The organism is Gracilibacillus alcaliphilus, from assembly GCF_016909015.1.
In the GTDB taxonomy this organism is placed as follows: domain Bacteria; phylum Bacillota; class Bacilli; order Bacillales; family Amphibacillaceae; genus Gracilibacillus; species Gracilibacillus alcaliphilus.
Window position 1 is genome coordinate 141,409 of sequence record NZ_JAFBFA010000001.1, and the last position, 17,167, is coordinate 158,575.

15 protein-coding genes and 1 pseudogene are annotated in these 17,167 nt (G+C 38.3%); 7 read left to right on the forward strand and 9 right to left on the reverse strand.

Annotated elements, in window-relative coordinates:
* The first annotated feature begins 92 nt into the window (after positions 1-92).
* Complete coding sequence (locus JOD18_RS00780; protein WP_204666975.1) at positions 93-2,156, forward strand: catalase; 2,064 nt, start codon at positions 93-95, stop codon at positions 2,154-2,156.
* A 285-nt stretch (positions 2,157-2,441) separates the two neighbouring features.
* On the opposite strand, the gene JOD18_RS00785 is transcribed toward JOD18_RS00780, so the two are convergent.
* On the reverse strand, positions 2,442-4,499 hold the full coding sequence (locus JOD18_RS00785; RefSeq protein ID WP_204667181.1) for a catalase: 2,058 nt from the start codon (positions 4,497-4,499) through the stop codon (positions 2,442-2,444).
* 124 nt (positions 4,500-4,623) lie between these two features.
* Positions 4,624-5,250, reverse strand: a complete 627-nt coding sequence (locus JOD18_RS00790; RefSeq protein WP_204666976.1) for a spore coat protein — start codon at positions 5,248-5,250, stop codon at positions 4,624-4,626.
* Between the two features lie 263 nt (positions 5,251-5,513).
* Between JOD18_RS00790 and JOD18_RS00795 the strand changes: the two genes are divergently transcribed.
* Entirely contained in the window at positions 5,514-6,365 is an 852-nt protein-coding gene (locus JOD18_RS00795; RefSeq protein ID WP_204666977.1) for an MBL fold metallo-hydrolase, read from the forward strand.
* 62 nt (positions 6,366-6,427) lie between these two features.
* Entirely contained in the window at positions 6,428-6,703 is a 276-nt protein-coding gene (locus JOD18_RS00800; RefSeq protein ID WP_204666978.1) for a hypothetical protein, read from the forward strand.
* Between the two features lie 231 nt (positions 6,704-6,934).
* On the opposite strand, the gene JOD18_RS00805 is transcribed toward JOD18_RS00800, so the two are convergent.
* The 5 genes from JOD18_RS00805 to JOD18_RS00825 all read right to left on the reverse strand — a co-directional run bounded on the left by JOD18_RS00805 (position 6,935) and on the right by JOD18_RS00825 (position 10,696).
* Entirely contained in the window at positions 6,935-7,165 is a 231-nt protein-coding gene (locus JOD18_RS00805) for a hypothetical protein (RefSeq protein ID WP_204666979.1), read from the reverse strand.
* Positions 7,166-7,390: 225 nt separating this feature from the next.
* Positions 7,391-7,540, reverse strand: a complete 150-nt coding sequence (locus tag JOD18_RS00810) for a hypothetical protein (protein ID WP_204666980.1) — start codon at positions 7,538-7,540, stop codon at positions 7,391-7,393.
* Positions 7,541-7,718: 178 nt separating this feature from the next.
* On the reverse strand, positions 7,719-9,182 hold the full coding sequence (pdxR, locus tag JOD18_RS00815) for a MocR-like pyridoxine biosynthesis transcription factor PdxR (protein WP_204666981.1): 1,464 nt from the start codon (positions 9,180-9,182) through the stop codon (positions 7,719-7,721).
* A 211-nt stretch (positions 9,183-9,393) separates the two neighbouring features.
* Positions 9,394-10,194: a cytochrome c oxidase assembly protein gene (locus JOD18_RS00820; protein WP_204666982.1), complete on the reverse strand. Its 801-nt coding sequence runs from the start codon at positions 10,192-10,194 to the stop codon at positions 9,394-9,396.
* Positions 10,187-10,696, reverse strand: a complete 510-nt coding sequence (locus JOD18_RS00825; protein ID WP_204666983.1) for a DUF2243 domain-containing protein — start codon at positions 10,694-10,696, stop codon at positions 10,187-10,189. Before JOD18_RS00825 ends, JOD18_RS00820 begins: the two co-directional genes overlap by 8 nt.
* A 504-nt stretch (positions 10,697-11,200) precedes the next feature.
* Between JOD18_RS00825 and JOD18_RS00830 the strand changes: the two genes are divergently transcribed.
* The 4 genes from JOD18_RS00830 to JOD18_RS00845 all read left to right on the forward strand — a co-directional run bounded on the left by JOD18_RS00830 (position 11,201) and on the right by JOD18_RS00845 (position 15,584).
* Positions 11,201-11,938, forward strand: coding sequence for a MerR family transcriptional regulator (locus JOD18_RS00830; protein ID WP_204666984.1), 738 nt, complete (start codon positions 11,201-11,203; stop codon positions 11,936-11,938).
* Positions 11,935-12,867, forward strand: coding sequence for an ABC transporter ATP-binding protein (locus JOD18_RS00835; RefSeq protein ID WP_204666985.1), 933 nt, complete (start codon positions 11,935-11,937; stop codon positions 12,865-12,867). The genes JOD18_RS00830 and JOD18_RS00835 overlap by 4 nt, the downstream gene beginning before the upstream one ends.
* The gene (locus JOD18_RS00840; RefSeq protein ID WP_204666986.1) at positions 12,864-13,595 is read left to right on the forward strand and encodes an ABC transporter permease; all 732 of its coding nucleotides are present in this window, start codon (positions 12,864-12,866) and stop codon (positions 13,593-13,595) included. The genes JOD18_RS00835 and JOD18_RS00840 overlap by 4 nt, the downstream gene beginning before the upstream one ends.
* Positions 13,596-14,378: 783 nt before the next feature.
* The gene (locus tag JOD18_RS00845) at positions 14,379-15,584 is read left to right on the forward strand and encodes an MFS transporter (RefSeq protein ID WP_204666987.1); all 1,206 of its coding nucleotides are present in this window, start codon (positions 14,379-14,381) and stop codon (positions 15,582-15,584) included.
* 217 nt (positions 15,585-15,801) lie between these two features.
* Here the strand turns inward: JOD18_RS00845 and JOD18_RS25100 are convergent, their stop codons facing one another.
* Together JOD18_RS25100 and JOD18_RS00850 are read right to left on the reverse strand one after the other, a co-directional pair.
* Entirely contained in the window at positions 15,802-16,005 is a 204-nt protein-coding gene (locus tag JOD18_RS25100) for a YczF family membrane protein (protein ID WP_476702394.1), read from the reverse strand.
* A gap of 6 nt (positions 16,006-16,011) precedes the next feature.
* Positions 16,012-17,157 (reverse strand): annotated as a pseudogene (locus JOD18_RS00850) (GerAB/ArcD/ProY family transporter).
* Positions 17,158-17,167: the final 10 nt, after the last annotated feature.

Consider the following 17,167-nt stretch of genomic DNA (forward strand, 5'->3'; position numbering starts at 1 on the left):
ATAAACTATATTAAAAATGTTCTAATTTAAGAAAAAGGGCGTAAGTATAGAAATGGTATTTATATTTCAGGCGTTAAGCGGAGGGTGATTACATGAGTGAGAAGTCTTCAAGAAACCAAAAACCTACTGATACAAACAGCAAACAAGAACAACTAAATCAGTACCGGATAAAAGACTCGGGAAAACCAATGACGACACAGGAAGGGAAGAAAAGATCACAAGATCAAGATCAATTAAAAGCGGGAGTACGAGGTCCTTCATTACGTCAAGATTATGATTTTTTTGAAAAAATGTCGCATTTTGTCCATGAAGAAATACCGGAAAGAGTCGTCCATGCGAGAGGTTACAGTGCACATGGTGAATTTGAATGCTATCAGTCCATGAAACATGTGACAAAAGCTGGTTTTTTACAGGAAGCAGGTAAAAAAACGCCATTAACTGTTCGTTTCTCTACTGTACAGGGGGCTAAAGGATCTTACGATACAGCAAGAGATTTACGCTGCAAAGGTGTTAAGCTTTATACAGAAGAAGGGAATGTGGATTTAACAACGATTTCAATGCCTGTATTAATTAATCAAGATGCAATGAAGTTCCCTGATGCCATGCATGCGTACCAATCTAAGCAAGCTGATGATATACCAACAGCTTCCGGTGCTCACGACCGTTTCTGGGATTATGTGGCCAATAACGATGAAGCTCTTCATATGGTGCTGTGGATTATGTCTGATCGAGGCATTTTAAGAAGCTATCGAATGATGGAATCATGGTCTATTAATACGTACTTGTTTGTTAACGAACAAGATGAAGCAACCTTTGTAAGGTATGTTTGGAAACCTGTCCTTGGTGTCCACTCCTTGCTACAAGATGAAGCGTTAAAAATAGGTGGACTTGACCCTGACTTTCACAGAAAAGATCTCAGGGAGGCCATTGACAAAGGTGCTTATCCTGAATACGAATTAGGCGTCCAGTTGATTTCAATGGAGGATGAGTTTAAATTTGACTTTGATGTGCTTGACCCAGCAAAATTTTGGCCGGAAGAGCTTGTCCCTGTTCAAATTATTGGTAAGCTGACCTTAAATAGAAATATTGATAATTACTTTACAGAGTCGGAACAAGTCGCATTTAACCCTGCCAATGTCGTTCCGGGAATCGATTTTTCTAATGACCCTGTTTTACAGGGAAGGCTAGTAGCGTATAGAGATACACAACAACACAGACTTGGTAGCTCCAATTACACTGATTTGCCAATTAACAGACCGCTTTGTCCATTTCATAATAACCAGAGAAGAGGCTATATGAGGTATAGAATCGATGTCGATAAAGTAAATTATCATCAAAATTCACTCGCAAATAACACGCCGTATACAGTGCCCCCAGAAGAAGGCGGTTATAAGGATTATCCAGGGAAAGTAGATGGCTACAAAATTAGAGCCAGGAGCGAATCGTTCAAAGATTATTATTCACAGCCTAGGATTTTTTGGAATAGTTTGACATCTTTGGAAAAACAACACACGATCGAAGGGTTAAGTTATCAGATTGGAAAGGTAAAAAGCGAATCTGTTCGACAACAAGTTGTTGATAAGCAGCTTGTTCATGTGGATAAGAAAATGGCGTCTATTGTGGCTGATAACATCGGTGTGAACCGTCCAAGCGGATCTAATGTTCCTGTTTCTACAAGTTACCCTTCGCTCAGTCAAGCCAACACACCTCGTTATGCCTATACGCAAAAAGTAGGTGTACTCATTGGCGATGATTTTAACGGTAATGAAGTAACCAATGTACTTAATGATTTAAAACAAGCTGGCGTTTTTGTTGTCATTGTAAGTGAAAATCTCGGAACGGTCACTGGTGATGATGGCACAACACTCCAAGTTGATGAAACTTTTCTTACTACAAGTCCTTATCTTGTTGATTCCCTCTATGTCGTGGGTGGGAGCTCCAAGAATCAAGCAAAATTCAATGCTGACATTACAGAATACGTGCATGTAGCTTATAAACATTATAAACCAATCGGTATTGCCTATACAGGCGAGTCTTATATTCAGTCATCCCCCCAAAATAATTTAGCTGGTGTCATTTTTAGTGCGAATAATCCTAATTTCGGAGAAGAATTTATTTCGGCCATTGCAGAACAGCGTTTTTGGAATAGAACATAGCCTCAAAAAGAGTGATGGAAAGAGTGTCAAAAAAAGGCTCTTTCCCATCATTTTTTAATGCTAGCAAGTATATAATTTTTCATGACATTCTTATTCAAGAATAGACACAGCTTCAAACGCCACACTTTATAGATTGCACGTCATGTCCTACGATAAGTCAACATCAACTTCTTCCGTCGTCGCGTTTCCTTTATCTCCGTTGTGACGCTCCAATCTATACGTTTTTAAAAGGGCGCTTTGTGCTTTTCGTTCATGATAAAGTGGAAGAAGGAATTGGATGGGAACTTATGATATCGTTCGATCCCAAAATCGATGTGCAGCAAGTGCCTCTATGAGTTGCTTAGAAAAATGGTCTGGCTGATGCCGATTTATGATAACACCTGTTTGACTTGGCAATTGGATATCATTCAGCCATTGTTCTCCTTCGCCAGAAACCCCAATTGGTTTGTAATGATCAAATGCCTCCTGCATAAACATTTTTGCTTTCTTCTCAAACATTTTGTCCGCTTTTGCTCCGCCAGCAATATACAATCCATCAAAAATAACCGATGAATCTGTATCAAACGTATGTTTAGCCGAAAGTTTACTGTTGTCATCTGCTACTATCGGTCCTAATTTATCACTTAGTATAGCAACTTGAACTCCAGATGCTTGCAAGATTTCGATGGTTGTTTTTACGTCACTGCTATTAAATCCATTTGAAATAATAACAGCTACTTTACGGGTTTTAGCTAATTTTGGAGTGTTCTCTTGACTTAATGCAGGTGACGCTTTTGTTACCTTGCTTTGCACATGTGCAGGCGGGATACTTACATCCAGTTTTTGCGCAATTGCAGCAGCTAATTCGTGGTCAACATGACCAAACATATCGACCACTCTTTGTTGGATAGGCTTATATTGTACTTTTCCTACTTCAAAACAAAAGGCATCAATAATATGCTGTTTTTCAGCATGGCTCATGCTATTCCAAAATAGTTTCGCTTGGCTAAAGTGATCTTCAAAACTTTTACTTCGAGCTCGAATTTTACGTCCGTCAATTTTCTCTTGATAATGGGCAAATCCGCCGTTCTTCTCATCTACTGTATGTGGCGAATTGTTGGCTAGCGAATTATTTCGATAAGAGACTTGTCCCTTATTTATCGTTTGTCGATGAAACCCGTCACGTTGATTATTATGGAACGGACAAACTGGACGGTTGATTGGTATCTCATGAAAGTTCGGTCCCCCGAGCCGGAGTAATTGTGTGTCCGTATAGGAAAATAACCGTGTTTGAAGCAAGGGGTCATTTGTAAAATCGACTCCAGCTACTACATTTCCAACATGAAAAGCAACTTGTTCGGTTTCTGCAAAGACATTATCTACATTTCGATTTAAAGTCATTTTTCCAATAATACGTACAGGAACATCCTCTTCCGGCCAAATTTTGGTTGAATCGAGAATATCAAAATCAAATGCAAATTCATCTTTTTCTTCTAAAATTTGAACACCAAGCTCATATTCAGCATAGTTACCCATATTAATGGATTCCCAGAGGTCACGCCGATTATAATCAGGATCCTTTCCACCTAATTTTTGTGCCTCATCCCATACCAGAGAATGCGTGCCTAATACTGGTTTCCAATGAAACTTAACAAAGTGAACGTTACCTTCATCATTTATAAATCGAAAGGTATGAACACCAAATCCTTCCATCATTCGATAGCTGCGAGGAATCGCTCTATCGCTCATAAGCCACATAACCATATGAGCACTTTCTTGATTCTGTGAAACCCAATCCCAGAATGTATCGTGGGCACCGCTTGCTTGAGGCATTTCATTATGCGGCTCAGGTTTGATGGCATGGACAACATCTGGAAATTTCATACCATCTTGAATAAAAAAGACGGGAAAGTTATTTGCCACTAAATCGAAGTTACCCTCTTCTGTATAGAATTTCGTTGCAAACCCTCTAACATCTCTAGGTGTATCCATAGAACCGCGTGAACCGACAACGGTAGAAAAACGAACAAAGACAGGTGTCTTTACATGAGGATCTTGCAGGAATTTTGCTTTTGTATAGTTCTTCATCGATTCATATACCTGGAATTCACCATGAGCAGCAAAGCCACGTGCATGAACAACACGTTCTGGGATACGTTCGTGATCAAAGTGAGTCATTTTTTCACGGAAGTGGAAATCTTCTATTAAGGTGGGGCCTCTTTCCCCAGCTGTTAACGATAATTCATCCTCTGTTAATTTAAGGCCTTGGTTCGTGGTCAGCTCTTTATCCTCGCTGTCTGCACTCCGAAAATATTCTAATTGTTCATTTTTACTGTTGCCATTTATCTTCTTATCTTCATTCATCATATCGACGAACTTCCTTTCTAAAATGTAGTAACATTTTATTCTGGTACAACCGTTTGTAATACTCCGCTTTATGACGGTGAGATTTCAAAAGAGTCTAAGTGGAAAGTAACGGGCGTATTCCTTAATGTAATGGAGGATTTTGCGACTGAACGGGAGTAAGTGCATATCCATCCTGCATCTGTATCATATCTTGTGTCGTAAGTTGTGGTACTTGATAATATCCATGTTTGTTTTGGTACAGAGAAATTTCATATGCCATTTCAATACAATTTGGAAGTGAATCTGCAAGCACTCTGCGTACAACAGGATTTGTAACTTCTAGTGCTGCTCTAGCCTTAGCCGGTACACTTGATTTAACGGCACTTAACATCCCAAGAGCAATTGTCTCATCATTTATTTCTGCTGGTGCCTGCATGGGCTTTTTTGGTTGGGATGTTTTCAACCCGTAAGTAAACTGGTTATCTTGTTTCATTTGATAACTTTGAGTAGGCTTGGAAGGATCTTGACCAGATTTAAAACATTCTAACGTAATATTATATTCATCTTGCATAAATGCCTTCTGACGTTCTAAAATATCGCGAAGCTCCGGATCCCTTATATGTTCACTTAGGAGTGTATAGGTGTTTATCGTATTAATTGCTCCTGATAATACTTCATGGACATCAAACATTTCATGTCCACCATGATTCATTTGTGGGGGAACCGTGTTCTTTTTCATTGGTTCGCTTTGTCTTTGGTTATTTTCCATGAGAATCCTCCTAATTAAGTAGTATCTTTCCATATATGTTGACTAAAATAAAAGGTATTTATACATTATTTTTTATTTAAAGCTTGTGTTCAAAAGCAATATGAATAGACATTATCATGAAAACGTTGTGTACATGAAGCAAGTGCAAGTAAACAGAGAATTTCGCAGGGGTATTGTTGATGGGCTATGGTCATCATCAGGTATAAAAATGCAATGAAAAGGAAAGATATCAATATATCGATATAACATATAGGAGGTAAAGAATGGATCAGCATATTTCATATGGTGACGATTATAAATATATTCCTGCCGTATCCATAAATAGTGGTGTAGGTGTCGAGGTTTTACCAGATTTATACTGTCACACCATCCAAATTGTTAATATTTGCTTAGTTGGAAAGCCAGAAACGGATTTTGTTTTAGTTGATGCAGGTATGCCTAAATCAGCCGATAAAATTATTACGGTTACAGAAGACCGGTTCGGTGCCAATAGCCGTCCAAAAGCCATTATATTAACACATGGTCATTTCGATCATGTAGGAGCGATTGTTGAATTAATTGATTATTGGGAAGTACCTGTATATGCTCACCGCTTAGAATTACCTTTTCTGACGGGAAAGATGAGTTATCCAGAATCTGATCCAAGTGTAGAAGGAGGATTGATTGCCAAGATGTCCTCGATGTTTCCAAATGAACCGGTTGATTTAGGAAACAGGATAAAGGCGCTTCCCGATGATGGAAGTTTGCCAGGAATGTTTGGCTGGCGGTGGCTGCACACACCAGGGCATGCACCTGGACATGTATCTCTATTCAGAGAGGCGGATCGTTCACTGATTGCTGGTGATGCTTTTGTTACAGTAAAACAAGAATCCTTGTATAAAGTGATGGTACAGGACAAGGAAATACATGGCCCGCCACGATATTTCACTACAGATTGGGAGGCGGCCAAAGAGTCTGTTCAAAAACTGGCAGCTTTAAAACCTGCTGTTGCAGTGACTGGTCATGGAGAGCCAATCTATAATGAGGAGCTTTTCAATGGACTGGAAAAACTAGCGAGTGAGTTTGACCGTGTCGCTGTACCAGATTATGGCCGGTATGTAAATCGTAAACACTAATTTTATGTGAAAAGTAACATGAAATAAAGTTAAATAATAATTTGTAAAGGGTAGGGTTAAACATGCAGGATAGAAAAGTAAATTCAAAAAAAGATGAATATGAAGATTTTCAAACGGTGCAATCGCAGAAGGAAGAGCTGATTTCAGAGGAGCTGCCAGAAGGGGCTTACGGATCGGCTATAGAAGCTTCACTTGAAAAGAGTGATAAATGGGAAGAAGGACAGCACGTAATAAGCAATTTCACGTATGAAAATCGAAAATTACATGCAGGAAATGAACGAAAATACCCAGGAGCACACAAGACCCATTCTGAAGGTAAAGGGGAAGACGCAGATTAGTCTGCCTAATATCGGATGGACAAGCGACCTCCAGCTTGTCCATCTGTTTTACATGCGCATGATCTGAAATTGAATTAGTGCCCTATGTGACATGGTATTCCATTATACTGCTAATCAACATAGATAAAACAGGTGTTTTCCTTGTATAAGAATAATCACCTGTTTTATATCCTAGCGAAGCCATCTCCGTTATAATTTACGAACATCCTTTTTTAGGAAAATACGTTAAAATTATTGATTTAGCTGTTGTTGACATTGTTGAGCAAGTTGCTGAATTTGCTGTAATTGCTGTGCTGTGTTTTGGTCGCCTTGGGCAGGTTGTTGCTGCTGTGTATCCCCTTGCGTCCCGATTTGTTCCTGTGCTTGCTGTAATTGCTGAGTAGTTTGCTGCTCCAGCTGCTCCAATTGTTGGGCAATTTGTGCAATTTGATTCAGTGCTTGTTGTACCTGTTGTTGTGACATAAAAACTCTCCTTTTTATTAAGGTTCGATCATATTATGCCATTTCGCTTTCTTTTTATGCAGCTTTATGCAAAAACGTCGTATTAATCCAATATTTGATTTTGTGTTTGAGAATCTCGAAGCAGTTTCCTATTCACAGCTTGGTCAAAAATCAGCGAGAATTGCGGTAAAGCTTTCTTTTGGAATATATATGAGAAAATAAACGTTTTGCTTCTGGAACAAGCTGTTAAGGTGCCAAAATGTCATTTATGCCTGGTGGTGCCTTCATTTCATTTTTTTCATTATTTGCTACTGGTGATTGTATAACCATCATGACAACAAGAAAAACAATTAAAATGAAAGCACCCAAAATGATAATACATCGATTCTTTCTCAATAATCACACTTCCTTTACTTTGTTTGGTGTGATCATAATAAATAAAATCTATAACAGTAAAGTTCTCTATATAACAGTTCCATATGATTAATGATGTCATCAATGAATAGATTATCTATCACGGAAGTGTGATTATATGGAAAAAGTCCCCTATATACACATGGATTAAAAATTCGATTCATTTTATTGAGTTTCTGAGTAAATTAGCGAATCTTTCTGCCCCCTCATCCAGATCCTTATCACTTACAGATGAAAAGCTTAAACGTATAAAGTTCCTACGCGGATTCTTTGCAAAACAGGCCGATCCTGGCAGAAATAGAATATTATGTTCAACCGCTTGATAAAGTAATTGTTCAGCATTATATTTGCAAGGAAGTTCTATCCAAAAATTCAATCCTCCCATCGGTTGACGGTAAGTAATCAACTGTTCCAAATGTGTTGAAAAATAAGTATGCAGTCTGTCCCTTCTTACTTCTAAGGCGATACGAAGCTTTTCTAGATGGGGGGACATTTTATCGGATTGTAAAAATGAAAGTACTGCTTTTTGTGTCAGCAGCGGACTGCAAATATCAGTTGTAGCTTTTGCAGCAACTAATCGTTCAAATACAATACCCGAAGCTGCCAATGCTGCGATACGACAGCCGGGAGAAAGGGGCTTGCTGAATCCTTTCAAGTAAACAACATGTCCATTTCGATCCCAATATTTGATTGGCTTGGGCGGAGTTGTATTATTAAAATACAGATCTCCTACGGCGTCATCCTCAATAATAAGAATGTCATACTTCTCAGCAATTTCGATCAATATCTGTCTGTTTTGTTCACTCATCACTGTCCCTGTTGGGTTTTGAAATGTTGGGTTTGTATAGATGATTTTTGGTTTTATGCGATCACATAATTCTTCAATCGTCTGGAGGCATATCCCATCTTGTTTTACAGGGGCGGTAAGAATAGTGGCGCCTCTGCTACGCATGACATCGATTGCCCCAGTAAAACATGGCTGTTCCATGATAACAACATCTCCAGGACCGATAAAGCTGCGTGCCACAAGATCAATTCCTTGCTGTACGCCGCTGGTGATCATAATGTTTTCTATAGGGATCTGTAATTGATATACCTTATTTAAAAACTTTTTCATTTCATTTCTCAGTTCTGGGTCTCCTTGTGTTTCACAATATCTGACTAAGATCGAGGGGTCTTTGTCAACAAGCGATTTCATCGTTTCTGCCAATAAACTGGTAGGAAGTAATTTCGGATAAATGACAGAAGTGGCAAATTGAATAGGATTTGAAAATTGCAAATACTGTACGAGCTGTGCACGATGAATGTAATCATCGATGGTTTGCTGCCAATGGAAAGGTGATAATTCAGTTTTTTTCTCATACTTGGAGAGGGTGTTCTTATGCCGATCGCTGATAAATGCTCCTTTTCCTTTATAAATATGTATATATCCTTCTTTGGCCAGCCGTTTATAAGCTTTATGAACCGTTACGATACTTACCCCAAGATCTGCTGCTAACTTTCGTACAGAAGGTAGTATTGTTCCTCTTTGTAAAAGACTAGAATCAATCCTTTCCGAGATTCCAAAAAAAATTTGATCAACAAGGGACATATTGCTATTGTCACGTGACAATTCAATCTTCAAAGCACATTCCTCCAGTACATAGTATAGATGACAAATATTTCTGTTTTGACTGTTACATTCTACCGTTTTATTATAACAGTAAAGGAAGAAGGCTATCATATAACAATTAATACAGTTAATGAGATACTTTGTGAAAGAATAAGCAAAGTATTGAATCAAACATGGCCATTTCAAGGGTAGCGGAATAACAATTTAGAACGTCTAAATAGAATTAAGCGGAACTCTGGCTAATGATAACTCTAGGTTTTGTTGCTTTAAACCATTGAAAGCAAAGGATAATAATCAATACAAGATCAATCATGTCACCTCCATAGTACATTAACATCCCGCCATTTCGTGCTTGAGATTCGGGAACACCATTTGGCGGGTAAGCATAAATGTATTTGGAAAGGATGCCGTGGCCAGCCAAAGCTAATCCTAAAACAATGGCACGGAAAAAATAGCTAGTTCGATGGGGGACTGGATCAATATAAATCAACGATACCGTAAAAAAGTAACCAGCTAAGAAAACATGTAGGTGTACCACTACATGTAAAAAGATATTTTCATGCATCATAGCATATAAGTTAGTAGTATAAAGAATCCATAATCCTCCAACATTAAGAATAGAAGTAATAATAGGGTTACTTATAACACCTAAAGCTTTACTTCGCAAAATCCGTGTAAGTTTCCGAGCTTGTCGCACACTTAAAGTACGTAAAAGGAGCGTCATCGGTGCTCCAAGAACCATAAGAAGTGGACCTAACATACCAAGCAAAAGATGAGCAACCATATGTACTGTGAAGTCTGTGTGAGCAAGGTCTGCTAAAGGGCCAGCAACAGCAACAATACAACAGCAAACTCCAATCATCCAAAAAACAGACCTATATAATGACCATGATCTCCCACGGTAACTTGAAATAAGCACGGATACTAAATATATAATAAGAACCAGTATAAAAGGTATGGATAAGAGTAATTCAACTATGTGCTGAATAGAATGTTCAGTCTTATGGGACATATGATTATTCATGTGCATAACGCTCGCTCTTTAATTTATTTTGTGTCTGCATGAAGATGCTAAAATCTATGATTAGTATAATAGCAGCAGTTATGTTCCACACCAAATCGTAAGGCAAAATATCCACATTGTAGCGAATTTGATGTATTCTCATTAGTTTATGCTGAATAATACCATCGTATAAATTAAACCCTCCCGCCCCAATGAGTACACCTGCTTGCCATCTCATGTACCACCAAGCGTTTCTCCGCTTAAGGTCAGCAACCATAAATAAAGATCCAACCGTTGCCAGCCAACTAAAGGCGTGAAAAATTCCATCAGATATTAAACCGATGCTAGTCGTTGATCTATCGTAGAAATGATGCCAATGTAATAGTTGATGAAAAACAGTTTCATCGATAAAGGCTACCAAACCAAGTCCGAACAGAAAACCTGACCATAGATTACGATTTGAGTAGGCATAGCGGTTTGGGTACTTAAGTTTAATATCTGGATTTTTATTTTTAGTAAACATATCTTTCTCCTTCATTAGAATTGATTTCAAATTTTTCAATCGATAGTATTTTCAGTCATAAATAATACTTTACGCACACTATTATTATTTTAAATTAATGTTAAATTATTCTCGTAAAAAAATCATTGATGAATCCAATTTTTAATAAAGACAAGATAGATGCTTTATTCCAGAGAGAAGAAAAATAGTTCACCGCTCTCCATAATGAAATGGATTTCTTGATCGTATATTTAACAATCAGTAGAAAAATCACTAAAATTGAAATCACTCTATCTTTTAACAAGAGTAATCGTATTCCTTCCTTATGGGCTATGATTATTCTTTTTTATCAGTGTAACTGGCTGATTGGTTCAACTGGCGTTAAGTGGGGGGATGGAGAAAAAACACTGAACGAAGTTTCGCTTTATTGGAATTACTGCAAGAAATTAAATTTTTCTCATTTAACCATTGAACCACACGTAACGTGTTGTTTTATACTAAAGAAAATGAAGAAGGAGTGAAGAAATGTATACGATTGGGGAACTGTCAAAGAACACAGGGGTAACAGTGAGAACATTAGACTATTATGATGAAATTGGTTTGATTAAACCTTCATCAAAAACAAGTGGGGGACATCGTTTATATAGCGAAGATGATGTAATGCAGTTAGAACGCGTTTTGGCATTAAAATATATGGGCTTCTCACTGGAGCAAATTAAAGATATATTGGCAAATTCCAAGCCGAACTGGCAGGAGTCGATCAAGCAACAGCTAGAGTTGGTTAAACGGGAACAGGGACGTCTAAAAATGTTAGAACAAGCTCTTGTTGGCGTATCATACTCGATTGAATTTGAGGGGGAAATTAATTGGCCGATCATTTTCAGTATTATTCAGCTGTACCAGCAAGACCCCGAAGCAGCTTTAGAGCAATATAGAGAATACCTAAATGAAGAGGAAAGGAAGAAGATTCTAGATGTGAATTTTGAACAGACAAGCGAAGAAGACATTAAGGAATGGTTAAAGGCCATCAGTGATATAAGAAATAACCTTCATCTTGATCCACACTCAGAAAAAGCTGAGCGACTTGTGAAAATCTGGGTAAGCCAAGCAGAAAAAATGTTTGGCGGTGATGAAGAATTATTAGGGGATTTGTGGCAAGCTCTGCAAAACTTAAAGGAAGGTATTGCTTTTTATCCAATGGATAAAAATGTGATTAATTTTATCGAACGTGTTTTTATTGCAAAAGGGGTGACAAAACAATGATTCTTGAAGTAAATGGTGTAACTAAAGTGTTCACTGGTAAAGGAAAAAATAAGATGATTGCTAATGATCATCTCTCCCTCCGTATTAACGAAGGAGAGATATTTGGACTTCTCGGACAAAATGGCGCTGGAAAAACGACTTTGGTGAACCAAATATTGGGGTTAATTACTCCTGATCAGGGTGATATTCATCTGTTAGGAGAATCGGTTTGCCGATCGCCTGCTCGTGCTCGTTCTCTTTGTTCTGTACAGCCGCAGTCCCAAGTACCACTGGGATTTCTTACTCCTAAACAGGCAGTTTCACTCATTGGAAAAATGCGTGCGGGAAAAAAATTTGATCCAAAGCGAATGGAGATGCTGTTTGAAGCATTGGATATGGGAGAATGGGTAAATAAGGAAGGGGAAAAATTATCAGGTGGTGCCAGAAGATTAGCAGCTTTTTGCATGGCAGTGATTGCCCCTGGCAAACTAGTGATACTTGATGAACCAACAAATGATGTTGATCCTGTTCGCAGGCGATATCTTTGGCAAGTAATACGTAGTCTAACCAAGGATGGTACGTCGGTTATTTTAGTTACACATAATGTGCTGGAAGCAGAAAAAGCAGTTGACCGACTAGCGATCATTCACAAGGGGAAAATTCTCACACAGGGGACGCCCTCAGAAGTAAAAAGCTCTGTAAGTAACCAAATGCGTATGGAGCTTAGTTTAGCTAGTGAGTCAAATATGGAGATTCCCAACTGGGCACTTTCCTCCCATAAAAATGGATCTCGCTGCATTTTCGCAATGGATCCTCAAGAAGTATCAGCCGCAATTGATTGGGCAAAGCGGCAAGTGAATAATGGTCTTATTATGGACTATGCCCTATCTCCGGCTACCATTGAAGATGCTTATATTGAAATCACATCTAGAAAGGTGGGGCAGGAATGAATCCATTAAGCCATTACAAGTACGTTTTTCAGCTGCAATTTCTAAGAAACGCAGGTTTTTTAGTATTTATGACCCTTATTCAAATCTTGATATCGATCGGAATTGTTATTGGTTTTACCTATCTCATCCCATCTCCGGATACAGCGACTATTCTATTTCTAGCAACAGGGGCCCCGACCATTATTCTAATCTTCACTGGATTAGTTATTTTGCCGCAACAGGTTGGCACCGCAAAAACTGAAGGATATATGGAATTTATGCGTACTTGGCCTGTGAACCGTGCACTTATTCTTGGAGCAGATACCACTATCTGGTTAATCATCACGATCCCTGGGATTGTGGTTTCATCCTTTGTAGCGCATCTTATGTTTAGTCCTGGTTATGATATCTCTTGGACGGTAATTCCCGCTTTATTGATGATTGCATTAACTTCCATTGGTGTTGGATATGGCTTTTCCTATCTCTTGTCACCGACAACGTCTCTTGCCTTTTCTCAAGTAATTGTGTTTGGCGCACTAATGTTTTCACCGGTAAATTTTCCGATGGACCGTCTTCCAGAGTGGCTTCAAACATTGCATGAAATACTGCCCATTTATTCAATGGCAGAAGTGATGCGAGCATCACTTGCTGCCTCTACCTTTGAGGCAACTGCCGGAAACTATATTAACTTATTTATTTGGTGTATATTAGGATATGGAGGAGCTATCTTTATTTTAAATAAAAAGTGAGTATAGTAAACAGGTTCAGTCAACTTCAAGAAGAAGAAGCTGTTGTAAAATTCCAATGATACATTTTTCAACAGCTTCATTTTGTGCAACAGTCTTTTTATCAATAACAGAAATAATTGCTTACTAACAGGTTTTCGTGCGTTCAGAAGATGAACGTCATCATTTTACTTTTTCTTTTTTATAAAAAATCGCTTTGACTATAGACTAACACTATACTTCATGCTATTATAAGCTATCGTGATTTAAATTATGAGGACTCCATTGTGAAAGGTGGGGCGAGGTTAGGCAATCTGTAAGACAAAAACCCGTTGTTTTTTGTTTATTTTAAGAAAGTATATCCAATACCAGCTATTATTAGTTATTTCAGAAATAACCTTCGTAGAAGATATGGAGAGCAAGGCAATCGCTGCGGCTGACCGTTTCGCTTTCCGCAGCGGACATCTATCTTGGCTAAAAGGTAAAGGACCAAATGCTCTTCTTGGTTTTTCTAAAGTTCGTTGTGAAGAAACTAATGAAGTAAGACTTATCAGATGGCTGCACCGGAAGAAATGGAAGTTCAGAAAGCCCTTAGCAGGGGTTTTTTTGATAGAAAATAATAGTGCGTGTTCAAAAAATTCTGTGAAAAGGACCATCATCGGTTAAGTTCGCAACATCGTGTTGCAACACCGATACTAGTACATCCTATACGTCGAAAGTTCAAGCCAACGCAGAAATTCGCTGTGTTATTTTTCTTGGTTTTTTTGAACAACCTCTAATAGTTATCGATTATAAGGAGATAGAAAGATGAACGGACAGAAAAAAAGAATAATGTTATCCCTTGTATATGTCAATATATTCGTTGTTTTTTTAGGGATAAGCTTGGTCATTCCCGTGTTACCAACAATCATGAATGAGTTACATGTAAGTGGTACAGTAGTCGGTTATTTAACAGCAGCATTTGCGCTAACGCAGTTAATTGTTTCCCCATTTGCGGGAAAAGCAGCTGATAAATTTGGACGTAAAAAATTAATTGTTGTTGGGTTATTTATTTTTGGTTTCTCCGAGCTATTATTTGGATTAGGGAAAACGATTGAAGTATTATTTGCCTCACGTATTTTAGGCGGAATTAGTGGGGCGTTTATTATGCCTGCAGTAACGGCATTTATTGCAGATATTACAACTGTAGATACTCGTCCGAAGGCATTGGGCTATATGTCAGCAGCTATTAATACCGGTTTTATTATTGGACCGGGTATTGGCGGTTTCTTGGCTGAGATAGGGACACGTGTACCGTTCTTTACAGCGGCAGTTATCGGTATTTTGGTGGCTATTTCATCGCTTCTTTTATTGAAGGAGCCAAGTAATCAAGACCAGGATCAGGAAAATGAATCTGCTAATGAAGCGAAAACGAGTTCTAAAAGCATGTTGGCACCTGCGTTTCTCATTGCATTTGGCGTCATCTTTGTAGCCTCGTTTGGGTTAGCTGCGTTTGAGTCCTTCTTTAGTTTATACGTCGATCATAAATTTGCATTTAGTCCATCCGATATAGCGATTGCAATCACAGGTGGAGCGATTGTCGGTACCATATGCCAGATTCTATTGTTTGCTCCTTTAACGAAATCCATGGGTGAAATTAATATCGTCCGTATTTCGTTAGCGTTGTCCGCAATTTTGGTATACGCGATGACTTTAGTTAGTTCATATTGGGTTATTATGATTGTCACATTCACTGTTTTTGTAGGCTTTGACCTTATTCGGCCAGCAGTAACGACATTCTTATCGCGTCATGCTGGTGATAATCAAGGTTTTGTGGGAGGGATGAACTCCTTCTTTACTTCACTGGCTAATGTGTTTGGCCCAATTATAGGCGGCAGTTTGTTCGATATAGATATCAATTATCCATATTATTTTAGTGCGCTTGTTATTGTAATTGGCTTCATTATTGCTATGTTATTCTGGAAAGAGCCAAGGCTGAAACTGAGTGAGAATGAAGCAGCCTCTGGGAAATAATATTCTTAAAGGATGTTACATTGCATATCCTAGTGCTATTGTCCGTAAGTCCCCCATATTTTTAGACTTGGAGAATTTTTAAATAAGCCTAAGCGGGGATAACGGACAACTAGTCCCCGATAAACTTCATTTAATATAAGTTCTTTCGTCCGTTTTCTCTGTTCTATGTTGCAATAAAGAAAAATGTTCACTCCTTATTTTTTTTCGCTTGTCTTTTTTAAAAAAAAGTAAATACAGGGGAGGAAAATAAGATTAGTATAAGCAGGAACAGGATGACTAATTCGGGCAGTTCCATCACATATAAAGGGTTAAATGCTCTTTTGATAGATACATGTACTTCAAAATCTTGAGACAAATCTATTCCTAAAGAAACACTTGCTAAAAGAATGAACATTAATAGAGTAATACCAAGAATTTTCACTTTTTGTCACTCTCCCTGAGATTTGTAAATATCCGTCCTTCGATCCATTTTGTCCTCTTTATCTTGCCGTTTTTTTCTATGCTGGAACAAAGCTATGATCAACAAAAGGACAGGTATAATGACCTGAAACGGGAGCTGGGCATAGAGGGGGAACACATGTAATCCTTCGTAAAGATGTTCTGAGTAATTGCTTGCAATAATCATCGATAAAAGCAGAATAACGATTCCAAAAGGATAGGCTAATTTGGAAGGTTCTTTTATATCAAACAAGCTTGCAGCTCCGATTACAGCCCCGTATGTATACAGACTTACCTTAAAGAACCCGCCAATCACCAAGATAAGGATAAAGATAACATCCAGGCGTTCCAAGAAATCTCCTACTTCAATCGATTGTATCGTCGTTAACAAAGGAAAGTGAGAACGTTCCACAAGCCGTACGCCGAGAACACTGATATTTAGAATCATGGTCAGTGCAAGGATAACCCCCGTAGTTACGATGGCGAAAAGCCCTGTTTTTTACTTTTTGGCTTGATTCAAGTAAGGGAAAACCATCGTAAATATGACAATTTCACCAAAAGGAACATACAATGTTTCCGTAAAAACGGTTTTGATCACTTTAGATGGGGATTCAAGTATCGGTTTTAGATTGGAAAGATGAATTAAGCCTGAAATAGCAATGAGAAGAAATAAAGAGAGCGCCAGCAGACACATGATGACAAAAAGAAGTTCTCCTGTCCTGGTAATCACCTCAATGCTTTTATACACAGCATAAACAACCACAAGGATCAACAAAGTACTTGACACGATCAAAGGAGTTTCAGGAAAGGCAAAAGACAATAACATTTCTCCGGATTCTCGCAGTACTCTCGCAGCGGAAAACAGAAAGAAAAGAATATAGAGAAAAGCCAGTATTCGTCCAAAGATCTTACCGATGACTTTCTCTATATAGTCCGTTAACAATAAGTGAGGATAATAATGGTAAAGGCTATGATAGACGAAAAATAAGAAAATGCTTATGATCATCGCAAGGAGGATCACTAACCAGCTATCCTGTTCTGCTCCCATTGCGAGGGGAATCAGTAAAGAATTGCTCAGTTGGAATAAAACCATAATGATAAACAGTTGGGATGCATTAATTTTCGCCTTTTCCATGAATAAATCT